This window comes from Nocardia sienata NBRC 100364 (genome assembly GCF_001613205.1).
GTDB lineage: Bacteria > Actinomycetota > Actinomycetes > Mycobacteriales > Mycobacteriaceae > Nocardia > Nocardia sienata.
In genome coordinates, this window is record NZ_BDBX01000030.1 from 1 (window position 1) to 23650 (window position 23650).

Genomic DNA, 23650 nt, shown 5'->3' on the forward strand with positions numbered 1-23650 from the left:
CCCGTCTCGGCGACGCCGCTGCTGCGTCATATCCCCGCCGCGATCGCGACGCTGCGCGCGTTGTCTGCCTGAGGTGCGCGCGCCCGGTCCCCGCTGGGTGGCCGCCGTCGCGTCCGCGCGCCGGGATGGCAGTATCGGCAGGTGTGAACGGTCAAGTGGAAGCAGTCGTCGACCTGGACGCCATCGCACACAACGTCGGAGTACTGCGTGCGCACGCAGGCGACGCGGCGGTGATGGTGGTCGTCAAGGCGGATGGCTACAACCACGGTGCCGTCGAGGTGGCCCGGACGGCGCTGGCCGCGGGCGCGGCCGAACTGGGGGTCACCACGGTGGCCGAGGCGGTCGGGCTGCGCGAAGCCGGGATCGAGGCGCCGATCCTGTGCTGGCTCAATGTCTGTGACGCGGATTACGCCGCGGCCGTCGCCGCCGATATCGAAATCGGTATCTCCTCGGCGGAGCAGTTGGACGCCGTCGCTGCGGCCGCCCGCGACCTGGGCGAACAGGCTGTGGTGAGTCTCAAGGTCGACACCGGGCTCAATCGCAACGGAATCGAGCAGGGGGTCTATCCCGTGGTCCTCGCGGCCCTGCGGAAGCTGGTCGACGAGCGGGTGGTGCGCTTCCGGGCGATCTTCTCCCATCTCGCGCACGCCGACGAGCCCTATCACCCGACCATCGACCACCAGCGCGACCGCTTCCTCGATGCCATCGCGGCGGCCAAGGAATACGGTCTGGAGCCCGAACTCGTGCACCTGGCCAATTCCGCGGCGACGGTGACCCGGCCCGATCTGGCCTTCGATATGGTCCGCCCCGGTATCGCCGTGTACGGGCTCACCCCGGTCCCCGATATCGGCGAATTCGGGCTGCGGCCCGCGATGACCTTCCAGGCCGAAGTGGCGCTGGTCAAACACGTCCCCAAGGGCGAAGGGGTGTCCTACGGGCACGAATGGATCGCCCCGGCCGACACCACCGTCGCACTGATCCCCGCCGGATACGCCGACGGTGTGTTCCGTCCCCTGGGTGGGCGGATGCAGGTGTGGGTAGGTGGACGCAACCGTCCCAATCGCGGCCGGGTGTGCATGGATCAGCTGGTGGTGGACCTGGGCGACAATGCCGAGGGCGTGGTCGAAGGTGATACCGCGATCTTGTTCGGACCGGGTTCCCGCGGCGAACCGCGGGCCCAGGACTGGGCCGACCTACTCGGCACCATCCACTACGAAGTGGTGTGCGCGCCCCGTGGCCGGGTACATCGGCGGTATCGAGGGGGTAGGCGATGAAACGACGAACGACCCTGTTGCGCGGTGGGCTGGCCACCGCCGGAGTGGTCGGCGCCATGGCCGGTGTGCACGCGCTGCGCCGGGCCGGTGCGAAAGTACTGTGGCCTCCCGTCCGCGATGAATACCGGGACGAGAACTTCGCCCTGATCGATCTCGACCGGGCCGGTGAAGTGCTCGCCGACGACGGTGTGTGCCTGGCCACGCGGGAGTGGGGTTCCGGCGACGCGGACGCCACAATCGTTTTCGTGCACGGCTTCTGCAACAGCATGGAGTCGTTCCATTTCCAGCGTCGCCACCTGGCGCAGCGCTGGGGTTCGCGATTACGGCTGGTGCTGTTCGATCTGCGCGGCCACGGCCGCTCGGGAACGCCGCAAACCGACAGCTGTACGGTGTCCCAGCTCGGCCGCGACCTGCTCACGGTGATCGACGCGCGCGCACCGCGCGGGCCGTTGATCCTGGTCGGGCATTCGCTGGGCGGGATGGCGGTACTGGCCGCGGCCGCTCATGCCGGCGGTCTCTTCGCACAGCGGGTGCGCGGTGTCGCGCTGCTGTCCACCGCGGCCGCCGAGGTCGCCTCCTCCGGTATCGGGCAGTTGTTACGCAACCCCGCCATCGACGGATTCCGGCTGGCCGTGCACACCGCTCCGGCGCTGGTCCAGGCCGGACGGGTCACCGCCCGCCATGTGATCACGCCGATCCTGCATGTGAGCTCGTTCCACGGGCCGGTCAGTCCGACGCTGTCGCGGTTCACCACCATGATGATCGACCGCACCCCGGTGGAAACCGTGGTGAAGTTCCTGAAGGCCATCGAACTGCACGACGAGGCGGCCGCCCTGCCGGTGCTGCGCGAGACCCCGACGCTGGTCCTCGGCGGCACCCGGGACCTGGTCATTCCCTTCCGCAATTCCCGTGTGCTGGCACGCGAATTGGCAGATTGCGAACTCGTCCGGCTCCCCGAGGCGGCGCATATGCCGCAGCTGCAGTACCCGGAGGAGACCAACGCCGCGCTGGACCGGTTGCTGGTGCGGGCCGGAGTGCTCGGCGAGGACGATCGATGGGAGGCCACCGGTGGCTGACCGCGGCGAACGCCTGCTGCCGGAGGTCACCGATACCGAAGCGCTCGGGCGGGAACTGGCCGCCGGGCTGCGGGCCGGCGATCTGGTGGTGCTCGACGGACCGCTTGGTGCCGGTAAAACCGCCCTGACCCGCGGTATCGCATCCGGGCTCGGGGTCGGTGGGCGGGTGAGTTCGCCGACCTTCGTCATCGCGCGCCGGCACCCGGCGGGCGAACGCGCCGACGGCCCGCCGGTGCCGCTGGTCCACGTCGACGCCTATCGCCTCGGCGGCAGCCTCGACGAACTCGACGCGCTCGATCTGGACACCGAACTCGACGACGCGGTCGTGGTGGTCGAGTGGGGCAGCGGGATGGCGGAGCGGTTGACCGGCCGGCATCTACTGGTGCGGATGTCGCGGGAACCGGAATCCGAAGTCCGCACGGCATCTTGGGAGTGGGTGCACACCGGGGCGGCGCACTAGACCGCACGAAATCGGCAACCTCGCTGCTGGGGCGCCGTGCGCCGCCGCCGTGTGAAGCGGGTCACCCGGTATCGTTGAGCAGACCATGCTTGCACTTGCTGTCGACACCGCGACGCCTGCCGTCACGGCGGGTCTCGTCGAACTGGAGCAGGCGGCCGCCGGTGCGAACACCTCGGACGCCGCCGCACCGCGCACTCTGGCCGCCCGGGTACTCGTCGACGCCCGCGCGCACGCCGAGGCGCTCACTCCACAGATCCTGGAATGCCTGGCCGAGGCCGGGGTGTCGCGCGCCGATATCGGAGCGGTCGTCACCGGGATCGGCCCCGGGCCGTTCACCGGGCTGCGGGTCGGGATGGCCACCGCCGCCGCGTTCGGTGACGCGCTGGGTATCCCGGTGCACGGTGTGTGCAGTCTGGACGCGATCGCAGCCGCTTGCGCACCCGACCTCGGACCCGACGACGAATTGCTCGTGGTCACCGACGCGCGCCGTCGCGAGGTCTACGCCGCGCGCTATCGCGACCGCGGCCGTACCCGGGTCGCCGGGCCCGAGGTGTGCAAACCCGGCGAACTGCCGGTGGCCGACGCGACCAAGATCGCCGGATCGGCCGCGCACACCGCGCTGTTCGCACTTCCCGCGCTGGCCGTGCAGACACCCTCGCCCGCCGCGCTCGTGCAGGTGGCGGCGGGTGCGCTGTGGTCGGGTGTGCCCCCCGAACCACTGGTCCCGCTGTATTTGCGCCGCCCCGACGCGGTCGAACGCAGCTACCGCACTCTCGACCGGATGGGAGCGTGACAATGGGAGTTCGTACCACGGGAATTCGTATCGAACCCATGGAGCCGACCGATATCGCCGGCTGCGTGGAACTGGAACAGCTGCTGTTCCCGGAAGACGATCCGTGGCAGGCCGTGGCATTCCGCTCCGAGCTGGCCGCGGGATACAACCGCTACATCACCGCCCGCGACGACGCCGGGAACATGGTGGGCTACGCGGGAATCGCGCTCCTCGGTGACGCCGAGCATCCGGAGGCCGAAGTGCACACCATCGGGGTGGACCCGACCTGCCACCGTGCCGGTATCGGCACGCTGCTGCTGGAGGCGCTGCTCAGCGAGGCCGGGCGCCGCGGCGGGCCGGTGTTCCTCGAGGTGCGCACCGACAACACCGCCGCGATCTCCATGTATGCCAAGCACGGTTTCCACATCATCGGTCTGCGCAAGAACTATTACCACCCCAGCGGTGCGGACGCGTACACGATGCGCCGTCCGGCTCTGGAGGACGTTCCGGTGATCTTCGGTGCCCGGACACCGGACGGGGTGCTGTCGTGATCGTCATGGGCATCGAGAGCTCCTGTGACGAGACAGGGGTGGGCATCGTGCGCCGCCGTCCCGACGGCAGCTGTGAACTCCTGGCCGACGAGGTCGCCTCGAGTGTGGCCGAGCACGCCCGGTTCGGTGGTGTGGTGCCCGAGATCGCCTCGCGGGCCCACCTCGAGGCGATCGTGCCCGCCATGCGGCGTGCGCTCGCCGCGGCGGGGATCGCCGCGCCCGATGCCCTGGCGGTGACGATCGGACCCGGTCTGGCGGGAGCGTTGCTGGTCGGTGTCGCGGCCGCCAAAGCCTATGCGGCGGCCTGGGATATCCCGTTCTACGCGCTGAACCATCTCGGCGGACATGTGGCGGTGGACACCCTCGAGCACGGCCCGATGCCGCCCTGTGTGGCGCTGCTGGTCTCCGGAGGTCATACCCATCTGCTTCATGTCGAGGATCTGTCGAAGCCGCTGATCGAATTGGGCAGCACGGTCGACGATGCCGCCGGCGAGGCGTTCGACAAGGTCGCCCGGCTACTGGGTCTCGGCTATCCGGGCGGTCCCGCGCTGGACGCGGCCGCGGTCACCGGTGACCCGGCGGCGATCGCCTTCCCGCGGGGTATGACCGGACCGCGGGACCCGCGCTACGACTTCTCGTTCTCCGGGTTGAAAACCGCCGTCGCCCGCTATGTGGAAGCGCAGGCCCGCCACGGTGTCGAACCGGAGCAGTTGCCGATTCCCGATATCGCGGCCTCGTTCCAGGAGGCGGTCGCCGATGTGCTCACCATGAAAGCGGTGCGCGCGGCCCAGGATGTGGGCGTGGACACCCTGGTACTGGGCGGGGGCGCGACCGCCAATACGCGGATCCGCTCGCTGGCCGAGGAACGGTGCGCCGCGGCGGGTTTGACACTGCGCATCCCGAAACCCCGGCTGTGCACCGATAACGGTGTGATGATCGCGGCGCTGGGCGCGCATGTGATCGGCGGCGGCGCGGCGCCGTCAGCGCTGTCGGTGGCCTCCGATCCCGGGCTGCCGGTATCGGTCAGTCAGGTGGGCTGACCGGCCACCGATCTGCCCTGGGCGGCCGGCGAAGACGGGTCCGCGGAAGACCGGACCGTGGCCGTCTATCCGGGTCCCGCGGGCGCGACCGAATCGGAGCTGCCGCTGGACCGGCGTTGGAAGCCTGCCGCAGGCCGTGCCGAAGACGCTGCTACGACGAGGCAGAGTGACCGGATGCTTTCGGTGCGTTCGTAGCCGCCGCCCACCACAGTGCCACCGGCGAGCGCGCCGGTGGCACCGAGCAGTCGTCGGCTTCCTTGACGGGCACGCCGCTGTACCGGGGACCACAGGGGTGGACGGCTATCCCGCCGAACCCGAATTGGGCAATCCAGGGGGTTGAGGAGGCGGAACCTCCAGGGTTGTCTGGGTTTGCCGCGATTCGGAAGGGGGCGGTACGTCCGAGGTGGACGGCTGATCCGTCGGCAACCCACCCGGCGAGGGTGGAGGGACCGGCGTGCCCGGGTTCATTCCCTCGGGGAACGGGATATGTGGCAGGTTCGGATCCGGTCGCAGGGTGGGCGGGGACGGCTCGGTGCTCGGCGTGGTGCTCGTGGACGGTTCGCCGGAGGTGGAGGGGACCTCGTTCGCCGATGGGTACTCGCCGGTGCCGGGTTCGCCGGTGACCGGAGGGTCGGCGAGCGTCGTACTCGGCGCACCGGCGTCGGCGGGCTCCTCGACGGGCCGGGGAATCTCCTCGGTGGTACCGGGCACCACAGTGGCGGTCGTCGGCGCGATGGTGTCGGTGGTCGGCAGCTGGGCACTGCTCGTGGTACCGGCCGGGGAGACCTCTTCGTCGCTACTCGGGGCCATGGTGTTCACCCCGTACCCGACGATCAACCCCACCACCACGATGGCGCCGGCCACCGTGCCGAATGCCTTGAGCAGGGTATTGCCGGACTTGTCCGTGGCCAGGGCGCCGATCGGCGCGGTGGAGCGGGCGGTATCCGCGAGCAGCGCAGCGCCTTTGGCGATCACCGCGTCCGGGTCCGGCACCGTCACGACCGGAAGTTTCAGTTCGCCGCGCAGGGTTTCCAATACCGCGGGGATGTTCGCGCCGCCGCCGATGACCACGACGGCTTCCGGGGCGCGATCGGCCAGCCCGAAGGTCATCGACGCGAACCGCGCCATCTCGCGCCACACGCCCGCGGTGAGCGATTCGAAGTCGGCGCGGGTGAGTTTGAGCGGTTTGCCCGCGATGTGGTCGATGGTGACGGCCTGGGTCACCGACAGATGTTCCTTGGCGGTCCGGGCACGGTTCACCAGCACACTGCGATTGGGCCGGGTACCCCGCCGGGCATAGTGCTGATCGACGAGGTGGCGGTACAGGAGATCGTCGATCGCGCGGCCACTGACCGCGGTGGACCGCGCGGTGTGCAACACGGCGCCGTCGGCCGGGTCGGCCACCGAAACGGTGCAGCCGGAGGCGCCCAGATCGACCACGGCCACCGTGCCGTAGCGGTCCAGCAGGCCCGTATCGCGTAGGAAGGTGAGTGCGGCGGTGGTCTCCGGAACCAGTTGCGGCTCGCGCTGTTTGCCGGTGGCGAGCCGGATCGCGTGCGCCTGCTCTTTGCTCCGGTAGGCGACCGCGACACCGGTGGGTGGGCGGTCGGCCATCACGTCGAGCCCGGAAGTCTGTGTCGCGGGCAGCTGGGTGCCGAAAACCGCCTCGTGGGAATGGCTGGCGGGCAGCTGAGTGGTCATCAGCTCGATGGAGGAGGCGACCAGATCCCCCAGATCGGAATGTGCGTCCGCGGAGACCACCCGGTAGTCGAAGGTGCGGGCGCCGTTGGCCGCGGTGGTGACCAGGGCGGAGCACACCACTTCGTTCCCGGCGGAGATGCCGAGCGATGTGCGCATACTCTCTTCACCTCCCTTCGAGTGGACGCGGTGGCCGTGCCGGATGGTGAGGTCCGGGCATGCCGAAAGGTGTTCGCGAAACCGCCGTCGTCTGCGGTGAACGGTGGTTTCGCGAACAACCATCACACATGGTGTCACGATCTGTTATCCGAACGTTACAGAGTCGGAGAATTATTGGGAAGTCCTCTTCCCTTCGGTCTACCCGGCTTTCGTGCTCCTAACCCGGCGACCAGCGAGGTGACCGATGGCGTCTTGGTGACAGCGAGACCGAATCGATCCCGATCCACGCCGTGTTGGCAGCGCCCACCCTTGAGCGCTGGCACTCTCATGTATAGAGTGCTAGTCGGCACCGATTGTTGCCCGGTGCCAGGCTTGACCACTGAGCAGGCGGTCCCGGCACCCGCGACGACGGGGCTGTGCGCAGGGTCAGCATCGTGACCGAATCGATGGTCCGGGACAACAGTTCCGGACGACCGTTATCCCCTGAAAGTGGAGGGCTCAACGTGGCGAGCGTGAACATCAAGCCGCTCGAGGACAAGATCCTCGTCCAGGCCAACGAGGCCGAGACGACGACCGCCTCCGGCCTGGTCATTCCCGATACGGCCAAGGAGAAGCCGCAGGAGGGCACCGTTGTCGCCGTCGGCCCCGGCCGGTGGGACGACGAAGGTGAGAAGCGCATCCCGCTGGATGTCCAGGAGGGCGACACCGTCATCTACAGCAAGTACGGCGGTACCGAGATCAAGTACCAGGGTGAGGAATACCTGATCCTGTCCGCGCGCGACGTGCTGGCTGTCGTCGGCAAGTAATCGACTGCCGCGCATGCGTTCCGCCCCGGTGTCGCACGGTGACCCGGGGCGGAGTGCGTTGTGCCACACAACTCGAAGCGCACCAGATACAGGAGCGAAGACATATGGCAAAGCAGATCCAGTTCGACGAGCAGGCTCGCCGGGCGCTGGAGCGCGGTGTCGACAAGCTCGCCGACGCGGTCAAGGTCACTCTCGGCCCGCGGGGCCGGCATGTGGTGCTGGCCAAATCGTTCGGCGGCCCCACCGTCACCAACGACGGTGTCACCATCGCGCGTGATATCGATCTCGAGGACCCGTTCGAGAACCTCGGCGCCCAGCTGGTCAAGAGCGTCGCCACCAAGACCAACGATGTCGCCGGTGACGGCACCACCACCGCGACCGTGCTGGCCCAGGCCCTGGTGCGCGGCGGACTGAAGAACATCGCGGCGGGCGCCAACCCGATCGCCATCGGCTCGGGCCTGGCCAAGGCCGCCGACGCGGTATCGGAGGCCCTGCTGGCCGCGGCCACCCCGGTCAGCGGCGAACAGGCCATCGCCCAGGTCGCCACCGTCTCCTCGCGGGACGAGGTCATCGGCGAGATGGTCGGCAAGGCGCTGACCACCGTCGGCAAGGACGGCGTGGTCACCGTCGAGGAATCCTCGACCATGCAGACCGAACTCGTGGTCACCGAGGGCGTGCAGTTCGACAAGGGCTATCTCTCGCCGTACTTCATCACCGACGGCGACAGCCAGGAAGCCGTGCTGGAGGACGCGCTGGTGCTGCTGCACCGCGAGAAGATCAGCTCCCTGCCCGACCTGCTGCCGCTGCTGGAGAAGATCGCCGAATCCGGTAAGCCGGTCCTGATCATCGCCGAGGACGTCGAGGGCGAGGCGCTGTCCACCCTGGTCGTCAACTCGATCCGCAAGACCCTCAAGGCCGTAGCGGTCAAGGCGCCGTTCTTCGGTGACCGCCGCAAGGCGTTCCTCGACGATCTGGCCGTGGTCACCGCGGGCACGGTCGTCAACCCGGACCTGGGTATCAACCTGCGTGACGCCGGTCTGGACGTGTTGGGTTCGGCGCGGCGCGTGGTGGTCACCAAGGACACCACCACAATCATCGACGGCGCGGGCAGCGGCGACGATATCGCCGCCCGCAGCGCCCAGCTGCGCCGCGAGATCGAGGCCACCGACTCCGATTGGGATCGGGAGAAGCTGGAAGAGCGGCTGGCCAAACTGGCCGGCGGTGTCGCGGTGATCCAGGTCGGCGCGGCCACCGAGACCGCGCTCAAGGAGCGCAAGTACCGGGTCGAGGACGCGGTCAGCGCGGCCAAGGCCGCCGTCGAGGAGGGCATCGTCCCGGGTGGCGGTACCGCGCTGGTCCAGGCGGGCGCCAAGCTCGACGGGCTGATCGCCGGGCTGTCGGGCGACGAGGCGATCGGTGCCGAGGTGCTGCGCGGCGCGCTGCGGGCCCCGCTGTACTGGATCGCCACCAATGCCGGTGTCGACGGGGCCGTCGTCGTCAGCAAGGTCGGCGAGGGCAAGGAAGGTTTCAACGCCGCCACCCTCACCTACGGTGATCTGCTCACCGACGGTGTCGTGGACCCGGTGAAGGTGACCCGCTCGGCCGTGATCAACGCGGCGTCGGTGGCGCGCATGGTGCTGACCACCGAAAGCGCCGTGGTGGACAAGCCCGCCGACGAGGAAGACGACCACGGGCACGGCCACGCCCACTGATCGCGGTCTGGTTCGCCGCTTCTCGCCCTACCCGTGAGAACCGGCCGCCGAACCGGAACGGGCCGTTCACATCCGCTGTGGAATGTGAACGGCCCGTTCTCGTATCGGTCGCCGGTCGCCGAGCGACGCCGGGACACCCATACTTTTCTTCAGCCTCATCAGGCCGTCGCGGATCCGGGATTTGACGGTCGGTAGCCCGATATCCAGATGGCGGGCGACCTCGGCGTAGGTGCGGCCGTCGTAATAGGCGAGTGAAATCGCCTCGCGCTGTGTCTCGGTCAGGGTGCGTAGTCCGACGACCACGGCCTGATGGTCGAGTTTGCGCTCGACCTCCTCGATGACCTCGTCGTACTCGTGCCCGAGTACCCGGGCGCCGTAGGCGATCTCGCGCTGGGTGTGGGCCTGCTCGGCGCGCACCCGGTCGACCGCGCGGCGATGTGCCAGTGTCATCAGCCAGGTCACCGCCGAGCCGCGTGCCGGATCGAAACTCGCCGCCGTGCGCCACGTCTGCAGGTAGACCTCTTGGGTGGTCTCCTCGGCGAACCCGGAATCCTGTAGGACACGCAACACCAGACCGAAGACCCGGGTGCGGGTCCGGTCGTAGAGTTCGGCGAAAGCCTCGGCATCCGAGTGGCCGCAGCGCTGCAAGAGCGCTGAGAGCTCGATACTCTCCTGTGTCATCGGTCATAACAATAACCGCAAGCTATAACCGAGAGCGTATGTGGCCCCGCGCAACACGCGGTGTCGCGCCGCCGGGAGTGACGCGCAGGCGCTACCGGTGATCCATCAGACCGCCATTCGGCGCCGGTTGCGCCGGGCGTGCATCTCCCGTTCGGTTTCCGACATCCCGCCCCAGATGCCGTAGGGCTCACTGACCTTCAGCGCGTGCGAACGGCACTGCATCAGCACGGGGCACGACCTGCATATCTCCTTTGCCCGCAGCTCGCGTGCCGCCCGCGCTCTGCCGCGCTCACCGTCGGGGTGGAAGAACACCGCCGAGTCCACACCCCGGCAGGAGCCGCGCATCTGCCAGTCCCAGATATCGGCGTTCGGTCCGGGAAGGTGGGTGGGCATGGGCATGGGGGAACTCCTCGTAGACGCGAGCTCGTCGGCATTGTCGAGCGAGTGATGAGTACAGCTTCTCCGGCGGTGCCCGGGCGTTCGGGTGAACGCGCGGGGCCACATGCGTCGGCCGATGTGCACCGCTGCCGTCGGCGTCCGCCTGCGTTTTCGTCCGGCGCCGTCCGTGGCGATGAGTTACGTTAGGGGTACCGAGGAAATTCCGTCAACAGTTTGACGCCCCGAATTATCGGGTTCTTTGCGCGCTGAATTTAACCTCGATGGCTGTTTACTTTCGCTAATCGCCCGGCGATACTGTGAGGTTGGCCTGTAGCCGGCGATCCCGACGTGTCCGTGCTGGTCGACGTATTCGCAGGTGGGCGCGATCGTTTCGGAGGCTCTCGATAGGTCCGGACCGAATTCCGCCCCGCAGGCCGTCTCGGTGGGTTGAGGTGCCCCGATCTCGATACGATCACAGATGGCCGGTGAGGGGCCTCCGGGTTAATTAAGTGAAACGTCCTCGAATTCGATGCGCGGTCGCTCATGGATTGATGGACGGAGATTAACCTGATGGAAACACCATCCGTTCGGATTAACGCTGAAAGATAGCTGGATCGCCGATCTTCCGCGGCGACCCGCCCGTTCCACCCGGCCCGCGATCCGGTGGCCGGTACAGTGCGTCGGTGATCGCCCCCGGCACCCGCCTCGAATCCGATTCCCCCTCGGCCGCCGACGCCGCGTTCGGCGCGCGCACGGGCCGCACCGCTGCCGAGTTGCCGGAACCGGCGGACCCCCTCGAGATGTGGTGGCGAGCGGTCGCTCTGGGTGGTGCGGGTCACTATGCTGCCGCCCGCACCGCGCTACGCCGCCTGTCGGCGGCGACCACCGATCCGGTGTTGCTCTCACTCACCGCCTCGACACAGGGGTCGTTGTTACGTCAGCTCGGCTGGCACCAGCGGGCCGCCGAGTACGACGGCCGGGCCGCGGCGCTCGTTCTCCCGGCGGTGGCCGCCCTTCCGGTCGCGCCGCAGCCGACGGCTCCGGCCGCGGGCCGTGGATCCGGCCCGGATTCCCCGTCCCCGCGTCCGGCGAGAGCTGCGGCGGCCGGGCTGGGCGATTACGGCCGCCGGCCCGATGCGGTCGACGCCGTGGCCGACGCGCTGACAGGTCTGGCGGCCGACGCCCTGGGCATCGGCCGGACCGCCCTGTCCACCCGGCTGCTGGATCGCTGCGCCGCCCTGCTGGATCGCCCAGCGCCCGAATACGGCGCGTTCGATGCCGGTACGCCGCAGCGGTCGCGGGCGCGGGTGCGGCTGCACTGGGTCCGCGCGGAAACCGCGCTGGCCGACGGTCGCGGCGCACCGGCGCTGGCCGCGGCGGAGGCCGCGCTCACGCTGGCCGAACAGGGCCCCTCCGTCCGGCATCGGATCAAATCGCGATTGCTGGTCGCCGCGGCCGCGAGCGCCACGGGACAGACGGCCCGCGCCCTCGCGCTGGCGGGCCGAATCGACGAGGAATGCCGTGTCTCCGGCTCGGTTCCCCTGCGGTGGGCGTGCGCCATGCTGCGCGGTGGCCTGGCCGCCGGATCGGGCGATCGCGACACAGCGATTGCCGACGCGGCCGCGTGTCGAACACTCATCTCCCGGCGTGGCGGGCGATTTCGCGATGCGACTGGGTAACCCGAGTTCCACCGTCTCGACCCGTACCGCCGCCGGTGTCCTATTGTGGATCCGTTCCGCTGGACCGGCGGAAGCACCGGTCATCACAGACCGTGCCACTTTGTAACGCCAGGAATTCCGCTGACGATGACGCACACGGGCGAAGAGTTGGACCGCGCCGTCGCCGCCGCTGCGCAGGGCGACAGGTCTGCTTTAGCTCAGGTACTGGAAATGGTCCGCCCGCTGGTGATGCGCTATTGCCGCGCGCGGATCGGTGTCGCGGAGCGTGGACAACTCTCCGCGGACGATGTCGCGCAGGAGGTCTGTCTAGCGGTCATGACCGCGCTACCCAGGTATCAGGACCAGGGTAGGCCGTTCATGGCCTTCGTATACGGAATCGCATCGCACAAGGTTGCCGACGCCCATCGCAACGCCTCCCGTAACAAGGCGGAGGCGATGGCCGAAGTACCAGATGTCATATCCACCGACCACGGCCCGGAGCAACGAGCTCTCGAATCGGAAACCAGCCGGCAGATGAACGCCCTGCTGGCCACTCTTCCGGAGAAACATCGAGAGATCTTGGTTCTTCGCCTGGTCATGGGTTTGTCAGCAGAAGAAACCGCGGCCGCCGTGGGCAGTACGGCGGGCGCGATACGAGTTGCCCAGCACAGGGCGCTCGCAAAATTGAAGGCACAAGTGGCGAGGGCAGGTGAAATGTATGGCTAGGGATGGCGGGCGCGGTCGGGGCGACAGATGGGCGCGGCGTGCATCGCGGAACACCGATCCCTATGCCGAGGGCTCCGGTGCCGGATCCGAACCGGTGGATATCGTGGCGGTTCGTCGTGATGACGAACTGATCGACGCTATCGCCCGCGGCGGACCCGTCCCCACCGAGAGCACCGAGGAACTCCAGCTGGCGACATTGCTGGCGGATTGGCGGGCCGAGATCGTGGCACCGCCGCTACCCGACGCACCCGACCTCGATACCGTGGTCGCGGCGGTCAACCAGGAGATCGGTGCCCGGCAGGCGCGGATAAGCGCGCAATCGGGAGGCCGCCTGCGGCTGCTCCGCCCGATCGCGACGACCGCCGCCGCGATGGCGCTGGTGTTCGGTGGGCTCTCCGCGTTCTCGTATCAGGCCGAACCCGGCGATGCGCTGTGGCGTGTCAAAGAGGTGGTGTTCAGCGAGCAGGCCCAGAGCACCGTCGTGCAGTACGCCGGCGATGATCTGGCCGCGGCGCAGACCCTGCTCGAACAGGGCAAGCCGGATGAGGCGCGGGAACGGCTCGAGCAGGCTTCGGCCAATACGACTCAGGTCGAGGACCCGACCAAGCGCAACGAACTCGTCGAACGCTGGAATCAGTTGTTCGAGGAGGTCCGCAAGGTCATACCGCCGGATGTCGCGGCACAGCTGGAGCAGATCGCTCCTTCACCCGATCCGGGCGCACCGGTGCCGCCGTCGCGTCCCGGTGGGACGACCGAACGGCCCGGTAGCACGGTGACCACCACTCCGGGGCCGGGCAGTGAACGGCCGCTCGATCGGCCGAGTGGTCCCGGTGGCGGCGACAAGCCGACCGCTCCGGATGTGCAGGCGCCCGGAGGGCCGGGACCCGGCACCGATCGGCCGGACACGCAGGCCCCCGGCACCAACACTCCCGATACCCCGGCGCCGGACACGCAGGCCCCGGATATCGTCCCGGGCGGCACCACCGGCCCGGGCGTTCCGGGTACTACCACTCCGAACGGGCCGGGTGCGGACTCGGTGGAGCCGCCCACTCAGGCGCCGCCGTCCACGGTCAGTACCCCCGGCCCGGCCGAGCCCTCCGCACCGCAGGTGCCGCAGGTGCCGCAGACCCTCGTACCGGCTCCGTCGGTGCCCCAGCAGGCTCCGACCACGTTGCCGTTGCCGCTGCCGGGAGGCGCCATCAACTGAACGCCGACACACCGATGGCCATCCACCGCGAAAAGGTGGATGGCCATCGGTGTGTTCGGCCACAGTCGGTGTGAGTGCCGGGGAACCGGACGTAGCCATGAAAAGTCGATCGGCCGCCTGATGCGACCGATCCGGCCGGGCGCGCCGGCTGCTCCGGAATCAGCTGTCGAAGGCGTCGAACCCGTCGCCGTGGAACGCCTCGTTCATCGAGGCATCCGCGTATCCGCGACAGTAATCCCAGGTGACGTAGGCTTCCGGAGTCGGGTCATAGGCGGGCTCGTGCGGGCGGACCGTGCCGTCGACGAGGAGCTGTAAGAGATTCGCGCGCAGCATATCCCAGTCGTGATAGTGATCCTGCCGACAATCTTCGCAGCTCACCACCAACCCGCGGATACCGCGGTGCGCGAGTAGCGCCTCGTAGACTGCGAGATCGGCGAGATCCTCCTCGACCGCAAGGCGCTCGTGAGGATCCAGCGGTTCCCCCGGCTCGATGGCATCGAGCGCGGCGGACGGGTCGGCGGGGTCTCCGGCGAACGGATCCGGCGGCAAGCCAGGTGGTAGATGGTCACGCACATCCCCACGGTACGCAGAACAGGGTGGTCTGCGCCAGCCGTCCGCGCCGCCAGTTTCACCGATGCCCTCAGTTGATCCACGGGCCGACCGGACCGATACCATGGTGACACGGCGCCGACGAGTACCGATCACCCGGCCACTACCGGTCAGAACCGAACCGGTGCCGCGTAGTCCAATCCCAGTAACAGTTCGCTATCGGGTCGCCGCACCCCGGTAGCTCTGCCGACGTCCAGGAGGGGTCGATCCGAATGAGTAATCCCGTACCGGGCGAGCGCACCGTAGTCCGCCCTCATACGGGTGGTGACGATCCGAACAAGATCGCCATGCTCGGCCTCACCTTCGACGATGTACTGCTGCTCCCCGCCGCTTCGGATCTGATCCCCAGCTCGGTCGAGACAACCAGTCAGCTGACGCGGGAGATCCGCCTGCGGACCCCGCTGGTCAGTTCCGCCATGGACACCGTCACCGAAGCCCGGATGGCCATCGCCATGGCCCGGGCCGGCGGGATGGGTGTCCTGCACCGCAATCTCTCGGTCGCCGACCAGGCGAGCCAGGTGGAAACCGTCAAACGGTCCGAGGCGGGGATGGTCACCGATCCGGTGACCTGCCGCCCCACCGATACCCTCGCCGAGGTCGACGCCATGTGCGCCCGGTTCCGGATCTCCGGGCTGCCGGTGGTCGACGAGACCGGCGCGCTGGTGGGCATCATCACCAACCGGGATATGCGCTTCGAGGTCGACCAGAACCGGCGCGTCGCCGATGTGATGACCAAGGTGCCGCTCATCACCGCCCAGGAGGGTGTCACCGCCGAGGCCGCGCTCGGCCTGCTGCGCCGGCACAAGGTGGAGAAGCTGCCGATCGTGGACGGCGAGGGCCGGCTGCGCGGGCTCATCACCGTGAAGGACTTCGTCAAGACCGATCAGTTCCCCAACGCCACCAAGGACCGCGACGGCCGGCTGCTGGTGGGTGCCGCGGTCGGTGTCGGTGACGATGCCTGGTCGCGTGCCATGACCCTGGCCGACGCCGGCGCCGATGTCCTCGTGGTCGATACCGCGCACGGACACCAGCGTCAGGTGCTCAGCATGGTGAGCAAGGTGAAGGCCGAGGTCGGTGACCGCATTCAGGTCATCGGCGGCAATATCGCCACCCGGGCCGGTGCCGCGGCACTGGTCGAAGCGGGTGCCGACGCGGTGAAGGTCGGCGTCGGACCGGGCTCCATCTGCACCACCCGGGTGGTCGCCGGTGTCGGCGCCCCGCAGATCACCGCCATCCTCGAAGCCGTCTCCGCCTGTAAACCGGCCGGAGTCCCGGTCATCGCCGACGGGGGTATCCAGTTCTCCGGCGATATCGCCAAGGCCATCGCCGCGGGCGCCTCCACCGTGATGCTCGGCTCGCTGCTGGCCGGTACCGCCGAATCCCCGGGCGAACTGATTCTCGTCGGCGGTAAACAGTTCAAGAGCTACCGCGGCATGGGCTCGCTCGGCGCCATGCAGGGGCGCGGGCAGGCGAAATCCTTCTCCAAGGACCGCTACTTCCAGGACGACGTACTGGCCGAGGACAAACTGGTGCCGGAGGGCATCGAAGGCCGGGTGCCCTTCCGCGGCCCGGTCAACCAGGTGATCCACCAGCTGGTCGGCGGCCTGCGGGCCGCGATGGGCTACACCGGTGCCCAGTCGATCCCCGACCTGCAGGAAGCGCAGTTCGTCCAGATCACCGCCGCGGGGCTGAAGGAGAGCCACCCGCACGACATCACGATGACCGTCGAGGCGCCCAACTACACCGGTAGGTGAGGACGGGCCGGGGCCGCGCACCGGATACGGTGGCGGCCCCGATGTCGCGGGAGCCGGGAGAGCCCGGGATCCGGGCCATTTGCACAGGCCCACGCGACGCTGGACCGCGCGCCGGAAACACGCCGGAAGACACTGTGTAAGGTTTACGTGTAATCACGCGGTTCACCAGGTGAAACCATGACATCGGCGCCTCGTTTCCCGAGGCCCACACCGGGTCGCTGCCCGTTCCGCGTTTTCGCTCTCGAAACGATAGGCGCGGCAGGCGTCGTCTCGCGGGCAGGGAACGTGGGGCGAGGGGGACGAGAACCCACGCGCGGCAGCGCGCCACCGACACAGGAGTTGTTTTCGTGCGCGATATGGTCGAGATCGGAATGGGTAGGACGGCTCGCCGGACCTATGAGCTGGACGATGTCGATATCGTTCCGTCGCGCCGGACCCGTTCGGCGAGCCAGGTCTCACTGGCCTGGCAGCTCGACGCGTACCGATTCGATATCCCGTTCCTCACCCACCCCACCGACGCCCTGGTCTCCCCGGAATTCGCGATCGAGATGGGCCGGCGCGGCGGGCTGGGCGTCATCAACGGCGAAGGTCTGTGGGCGCGGCACGCGGATGTGGCCGCCAAGATCGAGCAGCTGCTGGAGCTCGCGGACAAGGGCAGCTATCAGCGGGCCGTGGCCTTCCTCCAGGAACTGCACGCCGCCCCCATGCAGCCCGACCTCCTCGCCGCCGCGGTGGCGCAGGTACGGGCCGGCGGGGTCACCGTGGCGGTGCGGGTCAGCCCGCAGAACGCCCAGAGCCTGACCCCGGGGCTGCTGCAGGCCGGAATCGACCTGCTGGTGGTACAGGGCACCATCATCTCCGCCGAACACGTCGGTGACGGCGAACCACTGAACCTGAAGACGTTCATCGCCGAACTCGATGTGCCGGTGGTGGCCGGCGGGGTGAGCGATCACCGCACCGCGCTGCACCTCATGCGGACCGGTGCGGCGGGCGTGATCGTCGGCTACGGGTCGCAGGAGGGCGCGACCACCACGGGCGAGGTCCTGGGGATCGGGGTGCCGATGGCCACCGCCATCGCCGACGCCGCCGCGGCCCGCCGGGACTATCTCGACGAGACCGGTGGCCGCTACGTGCACGTCATCGCCGACGGTGATATCCACACCTCCGGCGATCTGGCCAAGGCCATCGCCTGCGGTGCCGACGCCGCCATGCTCGGCGCGCCGCTGGCGCTGGCCACCGAGGCCCCGGGCCGCGGCTGGTACTGGCCGTCCGCGGCCGCCCACCCGTCGGTGCCGCGCGGCTCGCTGCTGTCGCTGGACGAACCGTGGGATCTCGCCGACGAACTGCTCAGCGGGCCGACGGCCCGCCCCGCCGCGGTGCGTCCCAGTCTCGAACAGGTCCTCACCGGACCGTCCGATGATCCGTTCGGTTCCCTCAACCTGGTCGGCGGTCTGCGCCGGTCCATGGCCAAGGCCGGCTACTCCGACCTCAAGGAATTCCAGAAGGTCGGGTTGAGCGTCCGCGCCTGAGTGTGCGAACGGTCGGCAGATGGCCGTCCCGGCCGACCCGGACCCCCGGCCTCGCCCGGGTGTCGATCGGCCGCCCGGCGGTCACTTCTCACCTGCTCTCGTGACCCCACCGCGCCGCCTCCGTGAAACGGCAGGTCGACGAGGGGCGGGCCCTGCGGTGACCGACCTCGAGGGCCCGGGGAGCCGGCACTAGAATCATGCGGGTGACGCATTCCCAGAGACCCGTACTCGTTGTCGACTTCGGTGCGCAATACGCGCAGTTGATCGCCCGCCGGGTCCGGGAGGCGAAGGTGTACTCCGAAGTGGTGCCGCATACCGCCACGGTCGCCGAGATCGCGGACAAGCAGCCGCTCGCGGTGATCCTGTCCGGCGGCCCGGCCAGTGTGTACGCCGAAGGGGCACCCTCACTCGATCCGCGGCTGTTCGATATCGACGTGCCGGTCTTCGGGATCTGTTACGGATTCCAGGCGATGGCGCAGGCGCTGGGTGGCACCGTGACCAATACCGGAACCCGTGAGTACGGGCGCACCGAACTCGATATCGACGGCGGCCTGCTGCACGAAGGCCTGCCGGGGGTGCAGCCGGTGTGGATGAGCCACGGCGACGCGGTCACCGACGCGCCGGAGGGATTCGAGGTCACCGGTACGACCGTGGGTGCCCCGGTCGCGGCGTTCGAGCACCGGGCACGCCGGCTGGCGGGTGTGCAGTACCACCCAGAGGTACTGCACTCACCGCATGGCCAGCAGGTGCTGAGCCGCTTCCTGCACGAGATGGCCGGGATCGCACCGACGTGGACTCCGGCCAATATCGCCGAGGTCATGATCGAGCAGGTCCGCGAGCAGATCGGCGACGGGCACGCGATCTGCGGGCTTTCCGGCGGGGTGGACAGCGCGGTGGCGGGCGCACTGGTACAGCGCGCCATCGGCGACAGGCTGACCTGCGTGTTCGTCGATCACGGGCTGCTGCGCGCGGGTGAACGCGAGCAGGTGCAGCGGGATTTCGTGGCGGCCACCGGGGCCCGGCTGGTCACCGTGGACGCCGTGGACAAGTTCCTGGGCGAGCTGAAGGGCGTCACCGACCCGGAGGAGAAGCGCAAGATCATCGGCCGCGAGTTCATCCGGTCCTTCGAGGACGCGGTGGGCGAGGTCGTGGGTGAGCAGACGGCCGGCGATGCGGCCCCGACGGTGGAGTTCCTGGTCCAGGGGACGCTGTACCCGGATGTGGTGGAGTCCGGCGGGGGCAGCGGCACGGCGAACATCAAATCGCATCACAATGTGGGCGGGTTGCCCGAAGACCTGGAGTTCGAGCTGGTCGAACCGCTGCGGCTGCTGTTCAAGGACGAGGTGCGGGCGGTCGGCCGGGAGCTCGGGCTGCCGGAAGAGATCGTGGCCCGCCAGCCGTTCCCGGGTCCGGGTCTGGCGATCCGGATCATCGGTGAGGTCACCGAGGACCGGTTGGGCACCCTGCGGCAGGCCGACGCCATCGCGCGCGAGGAACTGACCGCGGCCGGTCTGGACGGACAGATCTGGCAGTGCCCGGTGGTACTGCTCGCGGATGTGCGCAGTGTCGGGGTGCAGGGCGACGGCCGCACCTATGGGCATCCCATCGTGCTGCGACCGGTGTCGAGTGAGGACGCGATGACCGCGGACTGGACCCGGTTGCCCTACGAGGTGCTGGAACGTATCTCCACCCGGATCACCAACGAGGTCGCGGAGGTCAACCGGGTGGTACTGGATGTGACGAGCAAGCCCCCGGGCACCATCGAGTGGGAGTGACGACGAACCGGCGGGACCTGTTCAGGTCCCGCCGGTTCCGTTCGTAGGAGCTTGTTCGACGCTCAGCGGCGCCGCCGGGGCGATACGACCAGGACCAGACCGGCCACGATCGCGGCCGCGACGGCGATCCAGCCGATCGGGACGATCGTGGTGAGCCCCCACTGGGTGGGGCCGGCCAGGGCCCAGGCGCTCAGGCCGAGCGCCAGCAGGCCCACGAAGAACAATCCGGGAGAGAAACCGCCGCGCCGGGCGTGCCCGCAGGCCGTGCGCCGATCGGTTCGCTTATCTGTCTGCTGTTCAGCCACGGCGCACCTCCGCATCGCCCATCCGCACGTGCACGTTCAAGTTCAGCACCGGCGCGTCCCCGCCGGGCCCGGTCAGCCCGTCGGGGCAGGTCGCCTCGCCCATCCGGACGGTGCATTCGGTGCGCACGTTCATGTTCTCGGGTAGCAGGACCATCGCCTGACCCATCTGCACATCGACATCGACGGTCTTGTCCGCGGTGAGGTCGATACCGCGCAGGTCGAGCGTGCCCGACCCCATGGTGACCTTGTACTCCGGCCGTATCTCGGTGGCCGAGGCCGGCGCCCAGGTGCGGTCTCCCACGGTCTGGCTCTGCAGGTCCACCGGTCCGATCACCGCGGCGAACAGCACGAAGGCCGCCAGGGGCGCGGTGACCAGGAGCAGGCCGTGACCGCGGCGCCGGAACGAACCGAACACCAGACCCAGCCCGATCACCGCCAGGGCGATCGCGCCGATCCGCCCCGGGGTCATCCATTCGCTGCCCGCCACGGCGGTGGCACCCGCGGCCGCCGCCGCCAGGACCGCGAGACCGAGGACGACCGGGGTGAAGCGGGAACGCGGCCGCGACTCGACGGCCGGTGCGACCATTGTGCGGGCCGGTGCGGGTTCGGGCAGATCCCAGGCCAGCGGCGCGACACCCAGCGGGTCCCAGGAGGGCGGGGTGCGGTGGGCGAACTCCGCGGTGCCGGGTTTGCTCATATCGACCGTGGGGCGGGCGGCCCGGAAGTCGGCAGTATCGGCGGCAGGTCGGCCCCCGGCCGGGTCGACCTCGGCCGGGTCGCGGGGAGCCACCGACCCCCCGGGCGAGCTCTCGTCCGGCGCGGGGGCGCTGGACGCGGCGGTCGCGGAAGCGCCGATCCCGCCGCTGCGCTCGATTCCTGTGACCCGCGTGGGGCCGGGTGCCGCGTCACCGCTCTCGGCGAGCAGTGGGCGCGCCGTTTGCGTGGGATCGCCGGCGGATCCGGTGCCGCCCGAGTGCGCCGGGGGCTGCGGGACGTCGGCCGGGGGCTCGGGGATGTAGCGGTCCGGCAGCCTCGTGTACGGCGTGTACACATCCGACGGCGGCGCGTAGAGATCGGCCCCGCCCTGCGGGAACATGGCACCGGGATATCCGGTGGTCCCGTGGGTGCCGAGCGACTCGGGTTCGACGGTGCCGGGCGGCAGCGGCGGTGGTTCGGGGGAACGCATGTGCAGCATCCACCAGCCCGCGAGCATCAGCGCCAGTGCGATGACACCGGAGCCACCGAGCCCGATCCCCACCGGTCCCATCGTGCTCACCGCGATCGCCAGGGCCACGATCAGCACGATGGTCTTGGTCTGATTCGTCGATTCCTGGTCCTTACGGGTGAGCGACTCCGCCATGGAACCGCGGCTTCCGGGTTCCGGGAACAACAGCCAGCCGGTCAGGTAGAGCACGATTCCGGCGCCACCGAAAATGGTGGACACCACGAACGCCACGCGGACCAATACAGGATCGATACCGTAGCGATGGCCGAAGCCCGCCGCGACTCCGGCGATCGGGCCCCGCCGGGGCAGCCGAACCGGCCGGGTCTGCCACATCTGCTGCAGCTGATCGCCGAAGCTCGTTCTCGTCATGGACCCCATGGTCCGCTCGGGACGCCCGCGCGCACATCGGGGTGAACCCTGAAGTTGGACCGGAAAACTCTCTGAGCACCGCGGACGGGTGTGACCGAGACCGATATCAGGGTGTTTCCCCATGGCTGCCGGTGCGGTTGCCGTGCCAGTATCGAGGGTATGTGCCCGTTCGGACCTGCCTTCTACACGCGGGGGGCCGCTGCCGGGTCCGGGGCGGTTCCCGGTACCGACACCCCACGTCTGGTGCGCCGTTCCGGCGGCCGGATAGTCGGCGGGGTCGCCGGCGGCGTGGCCGACCATCTGGGTGTCGACGTGCTCAAGGTACGGATGGTCTTCGTCCTGCTGTCCGCGCTGGCCGGGGCCGGGATAGTCGCCTACAGCCTGCTGTGGATCTTCACTCCCGACGGCACCGATTCGGGTCGCCCGTCGGGTACCGAGCGCCGTCAGGCGATCGGGCTGGCACTGCTCGGGCTTGGCCTGTCGGTGGCGGTGTCATGGGTGTTCAGTGGCGCGGTGGCCCGGGTGATCGCGCCGATCGTGGTGATCGCGGTGGGCGCGGCGCTGGTGTGGCGCGAATACGACGCCGACGGTCCGCGGTCGCTGATCGGAATACCGACGAAACCGTCGGTGGTGACCTGGTCGCGCATCATCGCGGGGGTGACGCTGGTGGTCACCGGGCTGGCGGTGGTGGTGCTGTCCCAGCTGGACTGGGGTTCGCTCGGCTCGGCGCTGCTGGCGGTGGCCGCGACCCTCATCGGAGTGGGCCTGCTGACAGTGCCGCTCGGGCTGCGGCTGATGCATACGCTGAATGCCGAGCGGGCCGCGCGGATCCGTAACGAGGAACGCGAGGAGATCGCTTCGCACCTGCACGATTCGGTACTGCAAACGCTTGCCCTGATCCAGCGGCAGGCCGGTGACCCACAGGAGGTACTGCGGCTGGCGCGCAGTCAGGAACGGGAACTGCGCCGCTGGTTGTTCGCCGATTCGGGTCCGGCCGAATCCAGCCTGGCCGCCGCGTTGCGCACCATCGCCGGCGAAGTGGAGGACCAGCACGGGGTGAAGGTCACACCCGTGACGGTGGGCGATGTGGCGATGGACGGTACGGAAAGCGGCTCCGGCCTGCCCAAGGAGCATTTCACCGCGGTGCTGGGCGCCACCCGGGAAGCCTTGGTGAACGCCGCCAAACATGCCGGGGTATCCGATATCGACCTGTTCGCCGAGGCCGAACCGCACCAGGTCAGCGTGTTCGTCCGCGACCGCGGTACCGGTTTCGACCCCGATTCGATTCCCGAGGACCGCCACGGCGTGGCCCGCTCGATCCGCGCCCGGGTCGAGCGCCGCGGGGGGACGGTGGAGATCGTCTCGGAGCCCGGCCGGGGCACCGAGGTGCGCATCATCATGCCGCGGACCGATTCCGGATCTTCGGAAGCGGAAGAGCAAGTGAGTGAAGGCCGGGACGAAACCGTGGGGTCCGGCTCCGCGGCAGCCTTCCGCAGGGCCGACGCACCCGCCCCTTCCACCGACCCGCAGGATCTTTCCCGAGTGGACTCCACCGAGGTCGTGACCGCCGGTCTCACCCGACCGCGCCGGGCCGCCGCCGATCCGGCGCGCCCGAACGGTCACCGCTGATGGACCCTGCGGTGACGGCCCCGCTCGCTGCTCCAAGGCCCGACCACATGCGTACTTCGTGTGCCCGGGGGACCCCACAGCACCCGACATCGCCACGAGCCGGTCCGACAACCCCGAATCCCTTCCTGTCCACCCACCTGAAACCATGTATCGCACGATGATCAGCAGTGCTGCCCCGTCCCACCCGGCCGCCTCATCCGGCGCCGAGTCCTACGAGGCCCTGAAAGGGTCGAGGCCCGTCCCGCCGTTCAGGCCTC

21 protein-coding genes and 1 pseudogene are annotated in these 23650 nt (G+C 69.1%); 16 read left to right on the forward strand and 6 right to left on the reverse strand.

Going from position 1 to position 23650, the window contains the following annotated elements; all coding sequences use genetic code 11:
* The first annotated feature begins 125 nt into the window (after nucleotides 1-125).
* The 7 genes and pseudogenes from alr to NS4_RS34000 all read left to right on the forward strand — a co-directional run.
* Nucleotides 126-1274 carry an alanine racemase gene (alr, locus tag NS4_RS17215; protein ID WP_063060556.1) on the forward strand — a complete coding sequence of 383 codons (1149 nt, stop codon included), beginning with the start codon at nucleotides 126-128 and terminating at the stop codon, nucleotides 1272-1274.
* Nucleotides 1271-2350, forward strand: a complete 1080-nt coding sequence (locus NS4_RS17220; protein WP_063060557.1) for an alpha/beta fold hydrolase — start codon at nucleotides 1271-1273, stop codon at nucleotides 2348-2350. The genes alr and NS4_RS17220 overlap by 4 nt, the downstream gene beginning before the upstream one ends.
* Entirely contained in the window at nucleotides 2343-2810 is a 468-nt protein-coding gene (gene tsaE / locus NS4_RS17225; RefSeq protein ID WP_084487417.1) for a tRNA (adenosine(37)-N6)-threonylcarbamoyltransferase complex ATPase subunit type 1 TsaE, read from the forward strand. The genes NS4_RS17220 and tsaE overlap by 8 nt, the downstream gene beginning before the upstream one ends.
* Nucleotides 2811-2895: 85 nt before the next feature.
* Nucleotides 2896-3603: a tRNA (adenosine(37)-N6)-threonylcarbamoyltransferase complex dimerization subunit type 1 TsaB gene (gene tsaB / locus NS4_RS17230; protein ID WP_063060558.1), complete on the forward strand. Its 708-nt coding sequence runs from the start codon at nucleotides 2896-2898 to the stop codon at nucleotides 3601-3603.
* 2 nt (nucleotides 3604-3605) lie between these two features.
* Nucleotides 3606-4133 (forward strand): ribosomal protein S18-alanine N-acetyltransferase, encoded by a 528-nt coding sequence (gene rimI / locus NS4_RS17235; protein WP_063060559.1) that lies wholly within the window; start codon nucleotides 3606-3608, stop codon nucleotides 4131-4133.
* Nucleotides 4130-5173, forward strand: a complete 1044-nt coding sequence (gene tsaD, locus NS4_RS17240) for a tRNA (adenosine(37)-N6)-threonylcarbamoyltransferase complex transferase subunit TsaD (RefSeq protein ID WP_063060560.1) — start codon at nucleotides 4130-4132, stop codon at nucleotides 5171-5173. Before rimI ends, tsaD begins: the two co-directional genes overlap by 4 nt.
* Nucleotides 5174-5224: 51 nt before the next feature.
* Nucleotides 5225-5311, forward strand: a pseudogene (locus NS4_RS34000) (DUF5947 family protein); the annotation flags it as partial.
* Between the two features lie 162 nt (nucleotides 5312-5473).
* Here NS4_RS34000 and NS4_RS17245 read toward each other — a convergent pair.
* Nucleotides 5474-7030, reverse strand: coding sequence for a DUF7159 family protein (locus NS4_RS17245; RefSeq protein ID WP_063060561.1), 1557 nt, complete (start codon nucleotides 7028-7030; stop codon nucleotides 5474-5476).
* A gap of 503 nt (nucleotides 7031-7533) precedes the next feature.
* On the opposite strand from NS4_RS17245, the gene groES reads away from it, so the two are divergent.
* Both groES and groL read left to right on the forward strand, forming a co-directional pair.
* A complete protein-coding gene (gene groES / locus NS4_RS17250) occupies nucleotides 7534-7836 on the forward strand; it encodes a co-chaperone GroES (RefSeq protein ID WP_030522227.1) in 303 nt (100 codons plus the stop codon).
* Between the two features lie 104 nt (nucleotides 7837-7940).
* Nucleotides 7941-9548 (forward strand): chaperonin GroEL, encoded by a 1608-nt coding sequence (gene groL, locus NS4_RS17255; RefSeq protein WP_063060562.1) that lies wholly within the window; start codon nucleotides 7941-7943, stop codon nucleotides 9546-9548.
* Nucleotides 9549-9614: 66 nt separating this feature from the next.
* Here the strand turns inward: groL and sigK are convergent, their stop codons facing one another.
* Both sigK and NS4_RS17265 read right to left on the reverse strand, forming a co-directional pair.
* Entirely contained in the window at nucleotides 9615-10229 is a 615-nt protein-coding gene (gene sigK / locus NS4_RS17260; protein WP_084487419.1) for an ECF RNA polymerase sigma factor SigK, read from the reverse strand.
* A gap of 105 nt (nucleotides 10230-10334) precedes the next feature.
* Nucleotides 10335-10628 carry a WhiB family transcriptional regulator gene (locus tag NS4_RS17265; RefSeq protein ID WP_058854722.1) on the reverse strand — a complete coding sequence of 98 codons (294 nt, stop codon included), beginning with the start codon at nucleotides 10626-10628 and terminating at the stop codon, nucleotides 10335-10337.
* A gap of 662 nt (nucleotides 10629-11290) precedes the next feature.
* Here NS4_RS17265 and NS4_RS17270 point away from each other — a divergent pair.
* From NS4_RS17270 to NS4_RS17280, 3 genes are all read left to right on the forward strand, one after another.
* Entirely contained in the window at nucleotides 11291-12286 is a 996-nt protein-coding gene (locus tag NS4_RS17270; protein WP_063060563.1) for a hypothetical protein, read from the forward strand.
* A gap of 126 nt (nucleotides 12287-12412) precedes the next feature.
* Nucleotides 12413-12991 carry a sigma-70 family RNA polymerase sigma factor gene (locus NS4_RS17275; protein ID WP_063060564.1) on the forward strand — a complete coding sequence of 193 codons (579 nt, stop codon included), beginning with the start codon at nucleotides 12413-12415 and terminating at the stop codon, nucleotides 12989-12991.
* Between the two features lie 103 nt (nucleotides 12992-13094).
* On the forward strand, nucleotides 13095-14198 hold the full coding sequence (locus tag NS4_RS17280) for an anti-sigma-D factor RsdA (RefSeq protein ID WP_369690217.1): 1104 nt from the start codon (nucleotides 13095-13097) through the stop codon (nucleotides 14196-14198).
* Nucleotides 14199-14357: 159 nt separating this feature from the next.
* Here NS4_RS17280 and NS4_RS17285 read toward each other — a convergent pair whose 3' ends face one another.
* On the reverse strand, nucleotides 14358-14771 hold the full coding sequence (locus tag NS4_RS17285; RefSeq protein ID WP_030522220.1) for a DUF5319 domain-containing protein: 414 nt from the start codon (nucleotides 14769-14771) through the stop codon (nucleotides 14358-14360).
* Between the two features lie 248 nt (nucleotides 14772-15019).
* Between NS4_RS17285 and guaB the strand changes: the two genes are divergently transcribed.
* The 3 genes from guaB to guaA all read left to right on the forward strand — a co-directional run bounded on the left by guaB (nucleotide 15020) and on the right by guaA (nucleotide 19865).
* Nucleotides 15020-16561, forward strand: a complete 1542-nt coding sequence (gene guaB, locus NS4_RS17290) for an IMP dehydrogenase (RefSeq protein ID WP_084487423.1) — start codon at nucleotides 15020-15022, stop codon at nucleotides 16559-16561.
* 347 nt (nucleotides 16562-16908) lie between these two features.
* Nucleotides 16909-18090 carry a GuaB3 family IMP dehydrogenase-related protein gene (locus NS4_RS17295; protein WP_063060565.1) on the forward strand — a complete coding sequence of 394 codons (1182 nt, stop codon included), beginning with the start codon at nucleotides 16909-16911 and terminating at the stop codon, nucleotides 18088-18090.
* 197 nt (nucleotides 18091-18287) lie between these two features.
* Nucleotides 18288-19865, forward strand: a complete 1578-nt coding sequence (gene guaA / locus NS4_RS17300) for a glutamine-hydrolyzing GMP synthase (protein WP_063060566.1) — start codon at nucleotides 18288-18290, stop codon at nucleotides 19863-19865.
* Nucleotides 19866-19927: 62 nt separating this feature from the next.
* On the opposite strand, the gene NS4_RS17305 is transcribed toward guaA, so the two are convergent.
* Both NS4_RS17305 and NS4_RS17310 read right to left on the reverse strand, forming a co-directional pair.
* Nucleotides 19928-20170: a hypothetical protein gene (locus tag NS4_RS17305; RefSeq protein ID WP_157106097.1), complete on the reverse strand. Its 243-nt coding sequence runs from the start codon at nucleotides 20168-20170 to the stop codon at nucleotides 19928-19930.
* Nucleotides 20163-21764: a PspC domain-containing protein gene (locus NS4_RS17310; RefSeq protein ID WP_084487427.1), complete on the reverse strand. Its 1602-nt coding sequence runs from the start codon at nucleotides 21762-21764 to the stop codon at nucleotides 20163-20165. The genes NS4_RS17305 and NS4_RS17310 overlap by 8 nt, the downstream gene beginning before the upstream one ends.
* Before the next feature lie 159 nt (nucleotides 21765-21923).
* On the opposite strand from NS4_RS17310, the gene NS4_RS17315 reads away from it, so the two are divergent.
* Nucleotides 21924-23393, forward strand: coding sequence for an ATP-binding protein (locus NS4_RS17315; protein WP_084487429.1), 1470 nt, complete (start codon nucleotides 21924-21926; stop codon nucleotides 23391-23393).
* The last annotated feature ends 257 nt before the right edge of the window (nucleotides 23394-23650 follow it).

Coding starts and splice junctions, on each gene's coding strand:
- rimI (WP_063060559.1), top strand. CDS start 3,606: ATGGGAGTTCGTACCACGGGAATTCGTATCGAACCCATGGAGCCGACC.
- alr (WP_063060556.1), top strand. CDS start 126: ATGGCAGTATCGGCAGGTGTGAACGGTCAAGTGGAAGCAGTCGTCGAC.
- sigK (WP_084487419.1), bottom strand. CDS start 10,229: ATGACACAGGAGAGTATCGAGCTCTCAGCGCTCTTGCAGCGCTGCGGC.
- NS4_RS17265 (WP_058854722.1), bottom strand. CDS start 10,628: ATGCCCATGCCCACCCACCTTCCCGGACCGAACGCCGATATCTGGGAC.
- NS4_RS17245 (WP_063060561.1), bottom strand. CDS start 7,030: ATGCGCACATCGCTCGGCATCTCCGCCGGGAACGAAGTGGTGTGCTCC.
- guaA (WP_063060566.1), top strand. CDS start 18,288: ATGCGGGTGACGCATTCCCAGAGACCCGTACTCGTTGTCGACTTCGGT.
- NS4_RS17275 (WP_063060564.1), top strand. CDS start 12,413: ATGACGCACACGGGCGAAGAGTTGGACCGCGCCGTCGCCGCCGCTGCG.
- NS4_RS17315 (WP_084487429.1), top strand. CDS start 21,924: ATGTGCCCGTTCGGACCTGCCTTCTACACGCGGGGGGCCGCTGCCGGG.
- NS4_RS17220 (WP_063060557.1), top strand. CDS start 1,271: ATGAAACGACGAACGACCCTGTTGCGCGGTGGGCTGGCCACCGCCGGA.
- NS4_RS17310 (WP_084487427.1), bottom strand. CDS start 21,764: ATGACGAGAACGAGCTTCGGCGATCAGCTGCAGCAGATGTGGCAGACC.
- groL (WP_063060562.1), top strand. CDS start 7,941: ATGGCAAAGCAGATCCAGTTCGACGAGCAGGCTCGCCGGGCGCTGGAG.
- tsaB (WP_063060558.1), top strand. CDS start 2,896: ATGCTTGCACTTGCTGTCGACACCGCGACGCCTGCCGTCACGGCGGGT.
- guaB (WP_084487423.1), top strand. CDS start 15,020: ATGAGTAATCCCGTACCGGGCGAGCGCACCGTAGTCCGCCCTCATACG.